Annotated in this window: 16 protein-coding genes; 2 read left to right on the forward strand and 14 right to left on the reverse strand. The window is 29.3% G+C overall.

All coding sequences use genetic code 11. From position 1 onward, the window contains the following. Positions 1 to 29 precede the first annotated feature (29 nt). The 4 genes from QML81_RS00915 to aroQ all read right to left on the reverse strand — a co-directional run bounded on the left by QML81_RS00915 (position 30) and on the right by aroQ (position 3202). Positions 30 to 836: a P-loop NTPase gene (locus QML81_RS00915; RefSeq protein WP_281951315.1), complete on the reverse strand. Its 807-nt coding sequence runs from the start codon at positions 834 to 836 to the stop codon at positions 30 to 32. Further along, complete coding sequence (folK, locus tag QML81_RS00920; RefSeq protein WP_281951316.1) at positions 833 to 1321, reverse strand: 2-amino-4-hydroxy-6-hydroxymethyldihydropteridine diphosphokinase; 489 nt, start codon at positions 1319 to 1321, stop codon at positions 833 to 835. Before folK ends, QML81_RS00915 begins: the two co-directional genes overlap by 4 nt. 9 nt (positions 1322 to 1330) lie before the next feature. Next, positions 1331 to 2350 carry a M24 family metallopeptidase gene (locus QML81_RS00925; protein ID WP_281951317.1) on the reverse strand — a complete coding sequence of 340 codons (1020 nt, stop codon included), beginning with the start codon at positions 2348 to 2350 and terminating at the stop codon, positions 1331 to 1333. A 378-nt stretch (positions 2351 to 2728) separates the two neighbouring features. Continuing rightward, the gene (gene aroQ, locus QML81_RS00930; RefSeq protein ID WP_281951318.1) at positions 2729 to 3202 is read right to left on the reverse strand and encodes a type II 3-dehydroquinate dehydratase; all 474 of its coding nucleotides are present in this window, start codon (positions 3200 to 3202) and stop codon (positions 2729 to 2731) included. A gap of 75 nt (positions 3203 to 3277) precedes the next feature. On the opposite strand from aroQ, the gene mqnF reads away from it, so the two are divergent. Both mqnF and sppA read left to right on the forward strand, forming a co-directional pair. Then, complete coding sequence (gene mqnF, locus QML81_RS00935) at positions 3278 to 4498, forward strand: aminofutalosine deaminase family hydrolase (protein WP_281951319.1); 1221 nt, start codon at positions 3278 to 3280, stop codon at positions 4496 to 4498. Next, positions 4491 to 5360 carry a signal peptide peptidase SppA gene (sppA, locus tag QML81_RS00940; protein WP_281951320.1) on the forward strand — a complete coding sequence of 290 codons (870 nt, stop codon included), beginning with the start codon at positions 4491 to 4493 and terminating at the stop codon, positions 5358 to 5360. Before mqnF ends, sppA begins: the two co-directional genes overlap by 8 nt. A 1-nt stretch (position 5361) precedes the next feature. Here the strand turns inward: sppA and xseA are convergent, their stop codons facing one another. The 10 genes from xseA to lpxC all read right to left on the reverse strand — a co-directional run bounded on the left by xseA (position 5362) and on the right by lpxC (position 14388). Further along, entirely contained in the window at positions 5362 to 6615 is a 1254-nt protein-coding gene (gene xseA, locus QML81_RS00945; RefSeq protein ID WP_281951321.1) for an exodeoxyribonuclease VII large subunit, read from the reverse strand. Beyond that, positions 6612 to 7322, reverse strand: coding sequence for a bifunctional demethylmenaquinone methyltransferase/2-methoxy-6-polyprenyl-1,4-benzoquinol methylase UbiE (ubiE, locus tag QML81_RS00950; RefSeq protein ID WP_281951322.1), 711 nt, complete (start codon positions 7320 to 7322; stop codon positions 6612 to 6614). Before ubiE ends, xseA begins: the two co-directional genes overlap by 4 nt. Next, positions 7315 to 8292, reverse strand: coding sequence for a bifunctional diaminohydroxyphosphoribosylaminopyrimidine deaminase/5-amino-6-(5-phosphoribosylamino)uracil reductase RibD (gene ribD, locus QML81_RS00955; protein ID WP_281951323.1), 978 nt, complete (start codon positions 8290 to 8292; stop codon positions 7315 to 7317). Before ribD ends, ubiE begins: the two co-directional genes overlap by 8 nt. A gap of 14 nt (positions 8293 to 8306) precedes the next feature. Continuing rightward, on the reverse strand, positions 8307 to 8735 hold the full coding sequence (gene rimP, locus QML81_RS00960) for a ribosome maturation factor RimP (RefSeq protein WP_281951324.1): 429 nt from the start codon (positions 8733 to 8735) through the stop codon (positions 8307 to 8309). Continuing rightward, the gene (gene rbfA, locus QML81_RS00965; RefSeq protein WP_281951325.1) at positions 8732 to 9085 is read right to left on the reverse strand and encodes a 30S ribosome-binding factor RbfA; all 354 of its coding nucleotides are present in this window, start codon (positions 9083 to 9085) and stop codon (positions 8732 to 8734) included. The genes rimP and rbfA overlap by 4 nt, the downstream gene beginning before the upstream one ends. Positions 9086 to 9343: 258 nt before the next feature. Continuing rightward, positions 9344 to 11869, reverse strand: coding sequence for a translation initiation factor IF-2 (gene infB / locus QML81_RS00970; RefSeq protein ID WP_281951326.1), 2526 nt, complete (start codon positions 11867 to 11869; stop codon positions 9344 to 9346). Further along, positions 11862 to 12080, reverse strand: a complete 219-nt coding sequence (locus tag QML81_RS00975) for a DUF448 domain-containing protein (RefSeq protein ID WP_281951327.1) — start codon at positions 12078 to 12080, stop codon at positions 11862 to 11864. The genes infB and QML81_RS00975 overlap by 8 nt, the downstream gene beginning before the upstream one ends. Before the next feature lie 72 nt (positions 12081 to 12152). Then, the gene (gene thrB, locus QML81_RS00980; RefSeq protein ID WP_281951328.1) at positions 12153 to 13043 is read right to left on the reverse strand and encodes a homoserine kinase; all 891 of its coding nucleotides are present in this window, start codon (positions 13041 to 13043) and stop codon (positions 12153 to 12155) included. Positions 13044 to 13052: 9 nt separating this feature from the next. Further along, positions 13053 to 13517: a hypothetical protein gene (locus QML81_RS00985; RefSeq protein ID WP_281951329.1), complete on the reverse strand. Its 465-nt coding sequence runs from the start codon at positions 13515 to 13517 to the stop codon at positions 13053 to 13055. Then, positions 13498 to 14388 (reverse strand): UDP-3-O-acyl-N-acetylglucosamine deacetylase, encoded by an 891-nt coding sequence (lpxC, locus tag QML81_RS00990; protein ID WP_281951330.1) that lies wholly within the window; start codon positions 14386 to 14388, stop codon positions 13498 to 13500. The genes QML81_RS00985 and lpxC overlap by 20 nt, the downstream gene beginning before the upstream one ends. Positions 14389 to 14423 lie beyond the last annotated feature (35 nt).

Consider the following 14423-nt stretch of genomic DNA (forward strand, 5'->3'; position numbering starts at 1 on the left):
TTTAACATATTTCTTTAAATTTATCAACATTAAAAATTACTTAATATTTTTTTGAAAAATGATGATATAGAGCCACCTTTTTCTATATTTTTTCCATCTTTTGTTCTATTTTTTGTTATTTTTTTTACAATATCTACCATTTGCAAAGTAGGTTTACTCATAGGCTCTTTTTTTACAAAAAGCTCTCTTATTTTTGAATTTTCACTTATAATTTTACTCCTTTCAATATATCCTAAAAGTTCCAGTTTTATATCTTTTGAAATATGTTTGCTAGCAACTGTTTTTATTTTATTGAATATAAATTTTGCCTCATTCTCATTTTTTACTTCATTTATTATCATATATATCTCATCTTTTATTTTGCTACTATATTTAATCATTGCATAAGCATCCATAATCGCCGAAGGATCAGGTACAGTTATAACAATAGTATCAGTTGAGGCATCTATAAAACTTCTTACACTCTCTCCTATTCCAGCTCCAGTATCAATAATCAAAAAATCAAAATCATTAAATCCGTCTATCTCTTTTAAAAATTTTTCTATTAAATCTTTATCTTTAAAATTTAATATCTCTTCGCCACTCTCTCCTGGAATGAGAATTAGATTTTTATTTATATTTACCAATATCTCTTCAAAAGATGCTTCTCCTTTTAATACATCCAAAATATTTTTCTCAGGTTGAACATTTAATATAATATCAAGATTAGCTAGACCAATATCAGCATCAAATAGTGCCACTTTATAACCATATTGAGAAAGAGTATATGCTAAATTTGCACTTATTGTACTTTTTCCTACACCGCCTTTTCCACTTGTTATTGTAATAAATCTCAAATCATCTCTCCAAGAAGATACAAAGGTATGACAACAGAAGCTCTTTCACTCCATTTTGGATGAGGAATTTTTAAATCTTTTTCATCTACTTTTGAATTATTATAAAATATTATATCAAGATCCAAAGTTCTTGGGGCATTTTTAAAAGTTCTAACTCTTTTAAAACGCTTTTCAATTTTTAAAAGATAATTTAATAATCTTTTTGGTTTCATTGATGTTTTTAGCAATATTACAGCATTGTAAAAATCTGGTTGATCTTTATACCCAAATGGTGGGTTTTTTAAAAGAGGTGATGTTGCTACTATTGAAATTTTATTTGAGTTTTTTAAAATATTTAAAACCTTTTTAAATCTTTTTTTAACATCTCCTAAATTACCTCCTATTCCAATAGTTGCAACAAAAGGCAAATTTTTTGGATTTTTATTTATGTAAGGATATCCATAAGTATAAAATAAAGATAGTTTATTATCAATTTTTCTTTTCAAAAAATCTCCTCATAAAATTTGCGCTTTTCCATTTTTCATAACAACCATATCCTCTATTCTTATTCCAAATTCTCCTGGTATATATATGCCAGGCTCAATTGTAAATACCATTGAGTCCTCTATTATAGTATCACTTTTTGAAGATATAAAAGGCATCTCATGAATATCAAGTCCAACTCCATGCCCCAATGAATGAACAAAATAGCCTTTAAATTCACTACTGTCAATAATTTCTCTTGCAATTTTATCTATCTCTTTTGCTCTCATTCCACTTCTTGCCTTTTTAATAGCCTCATCATGAGCTTTTAAAACTAAATCATACGCCTTTTGAATTTTTGGGTTTTTAAATTTTTGGCTATATTCAAAATTTATATCATTATCATATAAAGATGTCCTCGTTCTATCAGAGCAGTATCTTTTATATTTCACACCTGCATCAAATAAAATCAAATCTCCCTTTTTTAAAATTTTATTGCTAGGAATGGCATGGGGTTTAGCAGCATTTTCATTAATAGCAAATATCGGATCAAAACTAAGATCTCTTTCTCCAAAACTGCTTAAAATTGAGATTGCTTCAAAATGGAGTCTCTTTTCAGTTTTTCCTTCCCCTTCTTTTTTTAAAAAAATACTAAACTCTTCAAAAGCTTTTTTATTCAAAAGGACACTTTTTTTAATTTTTTCTATCTCATCTTCACTTTTTATAGCTCTTTTCTTCCATGAAAAGTTAAAAGCCTCTTTAAGAAAAACTCCACTTTTTTTAAGCTCTTCAACATCTTTTAAATTAAAATCTTTAGGGTCAAACCATAGTTTTTTAACTCTTTTTTTTCTTAATACTCTTCTTGCCTCTTTTATAAGCTCTCTGCTTTCAATAACCTCTGCATTTTTTATATTCTCTTTTGCATCTAATGTATATCTTGAATCTGTTATAAAATAGGCCTCATCATATATTTTTAAAAATATCTCATTATCACATGAATAGCCACACTCATAATATACAGCATTTTCATCTTTTAAAATATAACAATCCATCCCCCATACCTTATATTAGACATTAGACATTTGACATTGGACATTAGACATTAGTAATTAGGAATTGAAACCTCTAAAAAATTACAAATTGAACGAAGGCTTTGAAATTTTAGCTTAAAAATTTTATGTTGGCCTTTAGGCCAAAAAAGTGCACTCACCCGTAAGGGCGCTTGCGTTTGCACTTTTTAATAAAATTTTTAAGCGTTAGTTAACTAAAAATTTCAACTTGCCTGAGTAAAATTTGGTAATTTTTCAGAACATTCAATTAGGAATTGGGAATTAGTGCTTAGTTTTTAACTATCACTATCCACTATCACTAATTCCTTTAACCTTCTTCCTTAATTCCAATAACTAATAACCAATATACCAATTACTAAATCATTGTTGCTGTTTTTTCTGAGCTTCAGCTAATGCTTTCATTTCATTAAAAATCTGAAGCATTGCAACCATTGCCAAATGATAGCTAAATGGTCCAAAACCACTTATTTGTCCAGCACAAACAGGAGCTATCAAAGATTTTTGTCTAAACTCTTCTCTTCTATATATATTTGAGATATGCACTTCAATTGTTGGAATTTGAACTGCAGCTATTGCATCTCTTATAGCTATTGAAGTATGAGTATAAGCAGCTGGATTTATAATAATTCCTTGTGCATCTCCTAAACACTCTTGAATCTTATCAACTATTTCGCCTTCTAAATTGCTTTGAAAAAACTCAATCTCCATACCATTTTGCTCTGCGAAATTTTTCATTTGAGCATGAATATCTTCAAGCTTCATAGGTCCATATATATTTTGCTCTCTAATTCCAAGCATATTAAGATTTGGTCCTTGAATAACAACCACTTTCATTCATAATCCTTTTTATAAGATAATTTAGGGTATGATTATATCAACATTTAACATAATTTTTTTTTAGAGGGCAATATGAAAATAGTTAAAACTAAATATATTTTAACTCCTGATAAAATTATCTCAGATAGAGCAGTAGCTTTTGATGAAAAAATAGTTGATATTGATGAATTTGAGATATTAAAAGAAAAATATCCAGATGCAAAAATAGTTGAATATGAAAATAACAGCTGTTTGCTACCTGGTTTTATAAACTCTCATGTTCATTTGGAATTTAGTGCAAATAAAGCATCACTTTCATATGGAGATTTTATCATTTGGCTAAATAGTGTTATTAAAAAAAGAGAAGAACTTATTCCAAAATGTGATGAAGATTGTTTAAAAAATGCAATAGATACTATGTTAAAATCTGGCATAACTTCATTTGGAGCAGTAAGCAGTTATGGATATGATATGAATGTATGCTCACAAGCTCCGCAAAGGGTAGTCTATTTTAATGAGATAATAGGTTCAAATCCTGCTGCTGCCGATGTTTTATATAATGATTTTATCCAAAGAGTAAAAGAGTCAATAAAATTAAAAGATGAAAAATTTATTCCTGCAATTGCAATTCATTCACCATATTCTGTTCATAGAGTTTTAGTAGAAAAAGCAATAGAGTTTGCCAAAAAAAACTCATTTTTAATATCAACACATTTTATGGAAAGCAGAGCTGAAAGAGAGTGGCTAGATAAAGCTACTGGGGATTTTAAAGCTTTTTTTGAAGACTTTTTAAATCAATCAATTCCTGCAAATAGAGCGTTAGATTTTTTAGAGATGTTTAATGGTACCAATTCATTATTTGTACATACTGTATGGTGCAATGAAAAAGAGCTTGAAATTATTGAAAAAAATAGACACTCAATTATTCACTGTCCAGTCTCAAATAGGCTTCTTGGAAACGGAGCACTAGATATTGGTAAAATAAAATATCTAGGTATCAACTTTTTAACAGCTACAGATGGATTAAGCTCAAACTACTCTTTAAATCTATATGAAGAGCTAAAAAGTGCTCTTTTTGTTCATTATTATATAGACCCAAATGTTTTAGCAATGGACTTAATAAGAAGTGTTACAAAAAATGCAGCTGCTGCACTAAAATTAAATTGTGGAGAAATTGAGATAGGAAAATATGCAGATCTTCAAATAGTAGAACTTCCTGAGGATTTAGATAATTTAAATGAGATTCCTTTAAATATCATTCTTCATACAAAAAAAGTAAAAAATGTTTTTATTTCAGGAGAGATGTATGAGTGATTTTTTTAAAAAGATTTTTAAACCAATAACTGCTCTACTTGAATTTATACAAAAATATTTTAAATCCTTAATCTTCTTACTTATAGTTTTTTTGATTTTTTCATCTTCAAAACAGCAAGCCTTGCAAAAACCAAATTTAATGGAGATAGAGTTAAAAGGTCCAATAATTGATGCAAAAGAGATACTCAAAAAAATTGATGAAGCAAATAGGCCAAATATTAAAGGTGTTTTGTTTGTTGTTAGCTCTCCTGGAGGTGCGGTTGCTCCATCTATTGAGATATCACTTGCTATTAAAAAATTAAAAGAAAAAAAACCAGTTATAGCATATGCTGCTGGAACTATGGCTAGTGGTAGTTATTATGCATCTATTTGGGCTAATAAAATCATAGCAAACCCTGGAAGTGCAATTGGATCTATTGGTGTAATATTTGAAAGTGCAAATATAAAAAAACTTATTGACAAAATTGGCATTGAGCCTCAAGTTGTTAAAGCTGGAAAATATAAAGAGGTAGGCACTCCTTTTAGAGAGTGGAAAAGCTATGAAAAAGAAGAGATTAAAAAGGTTATTTTTGATACATATGACATGTTTGTAAAAGATGTAGCAAAAGCAAGAGGTTTAAAAATAGAAGATAAAGATAAATTTGCCGAAGCTCATATTTTTACTGCAAGACAAGCAAAGAAAGTTGGCCTTATAGATAAAGTAGGTACTATCTATGATGCAAAAAAAGAGTTAATAAAGCTTAGCGGTGTAAAAAGAGCAATCTGGAAAAAAGAGGATAAATTTGAAAAATTTATGGAAAAAATTGTAGATGAGACATCAACAAAAATAACCTCTTTACTATTTGGATTTACAATTAAATAGTTTATGATAAATTCTTTTTAGATAGAGCTTTTGCCTCTATCACAACATCTTTAGTTTGAAGTTCAAAAATATCATCAATCTCTATATCTTTTAAATCAACTACCTTTTTATTTTTTACAACTTGTGCAAAACCTTTTTTAATCTCTTTTGACCTATATATATTTTCAATTTTCTCTTTTAAATGCTCTATATCTTTACTTTTATGAAATATTAGATTTTTCATTGTTTGAGATAATGAATCTTTTAGTCTTGGAATTTGTGACTCTTGCTTTTGAATATAAAAAGTAAAACTATTTTGTAAAGAAGATAGAAGGTTTTTTATATCATTTTCATAAAATTTTAATTTTCTTTTAGGTGATAACTGCTCAAAAGATTTGTACATATGTGATAATAGCTCAAATTTATGCATGTTTATCTTTTTAAATGAATTTTTTAAACTCTCTTCTAATGCATCAATATTTAATAATGCCTCATATTTATCTGGTAATATCATCTCCATAGCTGCACTTGGAGTAGGGGCTCTTAGATCTGCTACAAAATCACTAATTAAATAGTCTATCTCATGACCCACTGCAGAAACAATAGGAGTTTTTGCTCTATATATAGCATCAGCTACTATCTCTTCATTAAAACACCATAAATCTTCTAAACTTCCTCCACCTCTTCCTATTATCATAACATCAGCACCAAGACTATCTGCAATTTTTATAGAATCAGCTATATCTTTTGCAGCTTCTTTCCCTTGAACAAGAGAGTTAATAATATATATTTTTACAAGTGGCCATCTGTTATTTACAACTCTTAGCATATCTTGAAGAGCCGCACCAGTTCTTGAAGTAACAATTGCAATAGTATCTATATATTTTGGGATCTCTTTTTTTCTCTCTTTTTTAAAATAACCCTTTGCTTCAAGTCTCTTTTTTAACTGCTCAAAAGCTAACGCTAAAGAGCCTGTTCCTGATAGATGGATTTTTGTAGCGTAAAGTTGGTATTCACCCCTTGGCTTGTATACTCCAATTTTTCCAGAAACAATAACCTTTAACCCATCTTCAAGCTTAAAATCAAGACCTCTTACATAGCTTCTAAACATTACAGCTCTAATTACACTTAATTCATCTTTTAAACTAAAATATAGATGACCGCTTGTATGGTAAGTCGGTCTTGATATCTCTCCTTCTACATATACTTCAATAAAATGGGATTCCAAAAGATTTTTAATCTTTTCGTTTAGTTCGCTTACTGTTATAATATTCATATCTTTTTTGCTATAAACATTGTTGAGATTCCAAAAGAAAAAGATTTTACTTCCATAATTTTAAAGCCATTTTCTATAAGTTCGCTTATCAATTGCTCAGTAGTTAAAAAATTATCAATTGAGTTTGGAAGATACTCATAGGCCTCTTTATTTCCTGATACCAATCCTCCAACAACTGGCAAAACTTTTTTCATATAAAATTCAACTAAATTATCAAACAAACTCATCTTTTCTCTTCTTGTAAATTCTAAAATGACTAAAACTCCACCCTTTTTCAAAACTCTTTGAAACTCTTTTATAGCATCTATCCTATCAACAACATTTCTTATTCCATAGGTTATACTAATAAAATCGCTAGATTCACTCTCTATGGGAAGTTTTTGTGCAAAAGCTTCAATATAGTTAAAATGTGGAAATTTTTCTTTTGCAACTTCAAGCATTTTAGAAGATGGATCAACTCCCAAAAACTCTTTTACATCTATTTTTTCATTTTTTGCAATTTTTTCCCAAAATCCAAGCATATCTCCAGTACCACAAGCAACATCAGTGATTCTATCTATTTCTTTTTTATTGTAATATTTATATGCTTTTTTACAAGCTTTTTTTCTCCAAGAGATATCGCTTCCAAAACTTAAAACTCTATTTGCCAAATCATAAGTTTTTGCTATATCGTTAAACATATTTACTATTTTTTTCTGTTTATCCATTTTTGCTCCAGATCATCAAATCTTTATCAATCTTTCTTTGATTTAAAATTTTTAATTTTTTATCAAATTGATAATTTTTTCCCTGTTTTATATTTGCGCTTACAAAAAAAAGATACCAATCAACTATATCTTTTGTAGCTTCAAGCATACCCTCTCCACCCTCAATCATAATATATCTATAATTTTTTAACTTTTCAAAACTATCATCAATAAAAACTTTTCTATTTTTAACATTAAAAAGAGGTATATTTTTATCAAAATCTTTTCTTTTACTATATATTAAAATATCTGGTGCTTTTCCTTTTATCATTCTGCTATCTAATGTAGGTCTATCAACCCTAACAGTATTTCCTCCAATAACTAATAGATCTATTTTATCTCTTAATTTATGAACATACTCTCTTGATTTTTCACAAGAGATAGTTCCACCTGTAATTACTCCATTTAATGTTTGTGCTAGTTTAAAAAAAACAAAACTACTCTTTTGCCATTTTAAAAATGGCTCAATTAATTCTAAAGCTTCTTTTTCTTTGACACCTTTAACTACTTCAACACCACTTTTTTTTAAAAGCTCTCCCCCGCCACTTGCTTTTTTATTTGGGTCATCAATAGCATATATAACTTTTTTAAATCCAAGATTTTTTATTAGCAGTGAGCATGGAGGAGTTTTACCATAATGTGCACAAGGCTCTAATGTTATATAGATTTGCGAATTTTCAAAAAGATTTTTTGCATTTTTTATTAAATAACCGTGTAAAATTTCTGGTTTTTTTATATTATCAACTTTTTCATCGCCAGTTAAATATTTATATGCATCTTTAATTGCAGCTAATTCAGCATGAAAGCTTCCTGCAATTTTATGCGCACCAATAGATAAAATTTGATTTTCTTTTACAACTACTGCACCAACTGCTGGATTTGGATATGTTAAACCTTGATATTTCCAGGCCTCATTAATAGCCAAATCCATATAAAATTCTTGAGCTACCATTCAAAATATGTCTTTGCACTTGCTATATTATCAAAATCTATTATCTCTTCGTTATGCTCAGTTTTTATAAATATTTTATTATCTTCAACCTTTTCCAATTTTCCCTTTATTTGGGTTCCATCATGCAAAACAACTTTTACATCCTCACCAATTGAGTTTTTAAAATGTGATAACTTTTTTAATTTTCTCTCAATTCCTGGTGAACTAACTTCAAGATTATAATCTCCTCTAACAGGAGGATTTACATCTAAAAGCGGAGAAATAAGATTGCTAATATCTGCACACAAATCAAGATCGACACCCTCTGGATGTTGAATAGTTACTCTATAAATAGTCTTGCCATGCTCAGTTACTGTTTCAATATCATAAAGTTTAGCACCACAAGATTCAACTATTTTTTTAATTTCCTCTTCTAAACTCAACCCTTATCCTTTATTTTTTTGAAAAGTTCTTCAATTCTTTTAGATTGCTCAATATTTTCATCAAATTTAAAATGAAATTTTGGGCATTTAAACCATCCACTTGATTCTAAACAAAAACTTTGAAGTAAAGGAGCAGCTTTTTTTAACTTTTTTAAAATCTCTTTTTTCTCATCTTCTGTATAAATTGATGGATCTATGTATACATCAGCATCATATCCACCTTTTTTAACAACAACATCAGTAACAGTAACTCCTCTTAAAATTTCATCATTCATTTGTCCAAGAGCTTCTGATATAAGTTCTATCAATAATGATGCTTGTCTTGCTCTTTTTATTTCACCCGGAGTCATTTTTTACCTTTGTTCGTAATTCGTGAATCGTAAATCGTGATTCGTAATTGGGAATTAGTTTTACCTTCAACCTTCACCCTAACCGCAAATCTTAATTCGTTTTGCTCATTTGATTTGCTCTAAGGTTCACCAGCAGCGCCTATGCTCAGACACAAAATTCCTTGAATTTCGGCTTCGCATATAGTCGCTGCTTTCACTCGGGCACAGAAGACAAGCAGTTGTCTTCTAAGCCTTCAGGGCTTGCCCTCGCTCACTCAACTACAAAGTGGCTGCTTCTTCCACCTCTTTATAAGCCTCTATATAATCTCCAACTTTTATATCATTGAAATTTTCAAGCATAATTCCACACTCATAACCTTTTGTAACCTCTTTGACATCCTCTTTGAATCTTTTAAGTGATGCTATTTTTGTATCATAAATCACAACACCGTCTCTGATAACTCTTGCTTTAGCATTTCTTTCAATTTTTCCATCTGTAACCATACATCCAGCCACTGTACCAACTTTAGGAACATTAAATGTTTCTCTAACTTCAGCTTGTCCAATAGCCTCTTCTTTAATAACTGGAGAAAGAAGCCCACTTAGCAATGCTTTTACATCATCAATTAAATCATAAATTATTGAATATGTTTTTATCTGTACGCCAAGCTGTTTTGCTTTATTTTTCACACTTCCTGTAGGTCTAACATTAAATCCTAATATTATTGCATTATCACTAGCATCTGCTAAAGTTACATCACTCTCTGTTATTGCTCCAACTCCAGCATGAATAATATCAATTTTTACCTCTTCATTTTTTAATTTTTCTAAACTTCCTTTTATTGCTTCTAAACTTCCTTGAGTATCAGCTTTAATAATAACTGGAAGTTTTTTAATTTGTCCCTCTTTTACAAGTTGGCTAAGCTCTTCAAGAGTTACTTTTGTTGATTTGCTAAGCTCTTTTTGTCTTTCAAGTTCAGCTCTTTTTTCTGCGTAAACTCTTGCAGTTTCAGCATCTTTAACTGCAATCATAACATCACCAGCATTTGGGACTTTATCAAGTCCTATAACAACTCCTGGCTCTCCTGGAGCAATCTCTTTTATATTTTTTCCTTCATCATTTATAAGACTTCTAACTCTACCATATGCTATACCACAAACAATATGATCACCTTGATGAAGAGTACCATTTTTTACGATAACTGTAGCTACAGGTCCTCTTCCTTTTTCTAAAGAGCTCTCTATAACAACTGCTTTTGCTTCTCTTTTTGGATTAGCTTTTAACTCTAAAACTTCTGCTTGAAGAAGAATAGTCTCAAGTAGATCATCAATTCCTTGGCCAGTTAATGCGCTAACCTCAACAAACTCATACTCCCCGCCCCACTCAATTGGAGTAATGCCTAGTTCAGAGAGTTGAGATTTTACAAGGTCTGGATTAGCATCTGGTTTATCAATCTTATTGATTGCAACAATCATAGGTACATCTGCACTTTTCGCGTGATTTACCGCTTCAACTGTTTGAGGCTTTACACCATCATCTGCTGCAACAACAATGATTGCTATATCAGTAACTTGGGCACCTCTTGCTCTCATTTCCGTAAAGGCTTCGTGGCCAGGTGTATCAATAAATGTAATTTTTTTGCCATCTTTTGTAACCATATAAGCACCAATGTGCTGAGTAATTCCACCTGCTTCTTTTTCTGTTACTTTTGTTTTTCTAATTCTATCAAGTAAAGATGTTTTACCATGGTCAACATGACCCATTACAGTAATTACTGGTGGTCTCTCTTCTAAATAATCATCTTCAATAGAATCATATGCTTTTACATAATCTATCTCTTCTTCCATATTTTTTGTTTTAATATCTAAATCAAACTCTTCGCCAAGAATCTCTAAAGTATCTTTATCAAGAAAATCATTTTTTGTTACCATCATACCAAGATTAAAAAGAACTTTTATAACTTCACCAACACTTTTATTTATCTTTTCTGCAAATTCATAAACTCTTATGTTTTCTGGTATAACAATCTCTTTAATCTCTTTTTCCTCTTTAACCTCTTTTTTCTTTTTCTTTTTCTTTTTACCTCTACTTAAACTTCTTGTCTCAAGAGTAAAGCTTTTTCTTGATACTTTTAATTTTTTCTCATCAAGCTCTTTTTTCTTTTTCTCTTCCTCTTCTACTTTTTGAAGCTCTTCACTAAAATCAGGAAGCACTACCTCTTCTTCTTCCAATTCAACACTTACATTACTTAAATCTCTATCTGCTAATATCTCAATTTTTTTACCTGTCTCTTTTTTTGTAGGAGCAGGAGCTTTTTTTGCTTTTTTAGGTTTTCTTTTAGGAAGTTCTATCTCTTCTTTTTCCTCTTTTTTAGGTGCTGTTACTTCTTCAATTTTCTCTTTTTCTTTTGCCTCTTCAACAGCTTTTTTCTTTTTAACTATAACAAGACCTCTTCTTTTTTTAACACTACTTGGGGCAAGAGACTCTTTTTCTTTAACCTCTTTTTCTTTAATTTCTTCTTTTTTTACTTTTATTTTCTTCTCTTCTACTTTTTTTACACTCTCTTTTTTCTCTTCTTTTGCTTCTACTTTTTCTTTCTTTTCAACTTTCTTAGTTTCAGGTGTCTTCTCTTTTTGTGGTTTTGCACCACTCATTATATATTCCATCAAATTTTGTGCATCTTCTAATGTTACACCGCTTGATGCTGCTTTAACATTAAGACCTAACTCTTTTGCTTTTTCTACTACTTCTTTACTTTTTAAACCAAGTTCACTTGCAATCTCATGGATTCTCACTTTATCCATTATCTATAATCTCCTTTAACATTTTAAGGGCCGTTTTTGGATCAATTTTGCATATTTTTGCCAAATTTTTAGCTAAATTTTTATCATTTAAACACTTTTTACATATATAAAAACTTCTACCTATACCGCTATGTTTTGTGATTTTTTTATTCACACATTGAAGTCTTAAAAGATCCTTTTGTAAAAAGCGTTCTTTACAATTTATGCACATTCTAATCGGCTTGCTCATTGGGGCTAATTATACCAAAAAGTTAAGATTTACCAAAATTTATAGTTTATATTATCACTTATTTGAAACAATTAGACCATCATTATCAAAATCATACATTTCTACTCTAAAATCTGTAAAAGATTTTTTTAAAATCTCTTTTAATTTTTGAGCATCATCTTGATATACCATATTAAAAAAAGTAGAGCCACTTCCAGAAAGAGTACTCATTAAAGCCCCATTTTCCAAAGCTATTTTTTGTACTTCAAAAAGAATTGGCATATTTTTCATTCTTATATTTTGATGAAATCTATCTTTTGATGCAATTTTTAGCATCTCCCAATCATGAGCGAATATAGCTGCAGTTAATAATGAGGAGTGTGAAAGATTAAATATTGCATCTTCTTTATTATAAAATTTTGGAAGCTTTGTTCTTGACTGAGCAGTTGAAATAGGTTTATTTGGTATAACTACAACAGCTTTTAAATTTTTAGGAATCTCTTTTTTTATAGAATAGACTCTGTTATTTTCTACTACTGCAACATTAAAACCACCCATTACAGCAGGAGTAATATTATCTGGATGAGATTCATAAGTTAGTGCTAAATTTAAGATTTTTCTTTTAGGTACTGAAACTCCAGCCATCTCATAAGCAGCAGCAATTGCGCTTACAATCACTGCAGAACTACTACCAAGTCCACGAGATAAAGGGATATTATTATAAAAAGTAAATCTAAATTTTGGCCTATTTTTAATATCTGTTAAATTTCTAAAATATTCATTGAAAATTCTTATAAATAGATTGTTACCCTTTAATTTAAAATTTTTAGCCCCTTCACCTTTTATAGATACACTAAAAAATTTCGACTCTTTTATATGAACTTCATTTCTCAAATTAATAGCAATTCCTAATGTATCAAAACCTGGGCCCAAATTTGCGCTTGTAGCTGGAACACTTATTATCAAAACTCTCCTTTAAACTGCTGGTAAAATATATAACGGTTCTATATTTTCATCATATTTTATTAAATTAATATTTTTTGGAAGAGATATTTGAGTTTCTACTTCATTTTCAAACTTTTTCAAAGAAATTTTACCATTTTCCTTAACAAAATAGAGATTTCCCATTGCTTTTATAGGACTATTGTTTGTAAAAACAAATCCATCACACGCAAAAAGCTTTATATTTTTAGATATATTTAATGTTTTTAAAAAAACATATGTCAATTTTAATGACATAAAACTTCCCGGCCCCCTCGAATAGACTATTCTTTCTATATTATATTTTTTGATTAGTTCATTGTAAATCTTTGGGAGATATTCGCTAGTTTTTTCATTAGTTTCTATCTCTTCAAATAAAATAGAGTCTTTATAAAGGCCTATTTTTATTTTAGATAAAGAGACTATAACTATATCTATATTAGGCAAATGCTTTTTCAAAAGCATATACCTCTTGCTCTTTAGTTTTCACTTCAATTACTTCATAATTATCTTTATCTTTTAATAGCTCTAATGTTAGAAGATGATTTAGATGATGACTTCCAGCATAAGATTCATACTCTCCCATAAAAGCATATCCAAGTAAAGACATATCCCCAATTGCATCTAAAATCTTATGTCTAACAAACTCATCATTAAATCTTAAACCTTCACTATTTAAAATTTTTCTATCATCCAATACTATAGCATTATCTAAACTACCACCAAGAGCTAAACCTATACTTCTTAAATATTGTACCTCATGTAAAAAGCCAAATGTCCTTGCTTTTGCAATATCTTTTATAAAACCTTTCTTAGTAAAATCAAAACTAAATTTTTGATTTTTAATAACTGGATGGTCAAAAAATATCTCAAAATTAAATTTAAGAGAATTTGAAGGTTTTAACTTTACATATTTATCCCCATCTTTTACAGTAACCTCTTTTTTTATTTTCATAAATTTTTTATTTTTTGATAATTTTTTTATCCCTGCTTCATCTAAAAGCATACAAAAACTTATACTACTTCCATCCATAATAGGAATCTCATCAGCATCAATAGTAATTCTAAGATTATCTATTCCATATGAAAATACTGCAGACATTAAATGTTCAATTGTTGATATAGTTGCATCATCTTTTCCTAAAACTGTTGCCATTTTAGTATTTACAACAAAATTTGGATTTAGTGGAATACTAACTCCTAAATCTTTTCTATAAAAAATTATCCCCATATCATCTTCAAGTGGCTCTAATATTAATTTAACAGGTTTTCCTTTGTGAAGTCCAATACCAGTTAATTCAACTTTTTTAGATATAGTTGTCTGCTTCATAGATAACCTTAAATTTTAAATTTTGCTCATTTTAT

Source organism: Nitrosophilus kaiyonis, from assembly GCF_027943725.1.
Classification (GTDB): Bacteria; Campylobacterota; Campylobacteria; order Campylobacterales; family Nitratiruptoraceae; genus Nitrosophilus_A; species Nitrosophilus_A kaiyonis.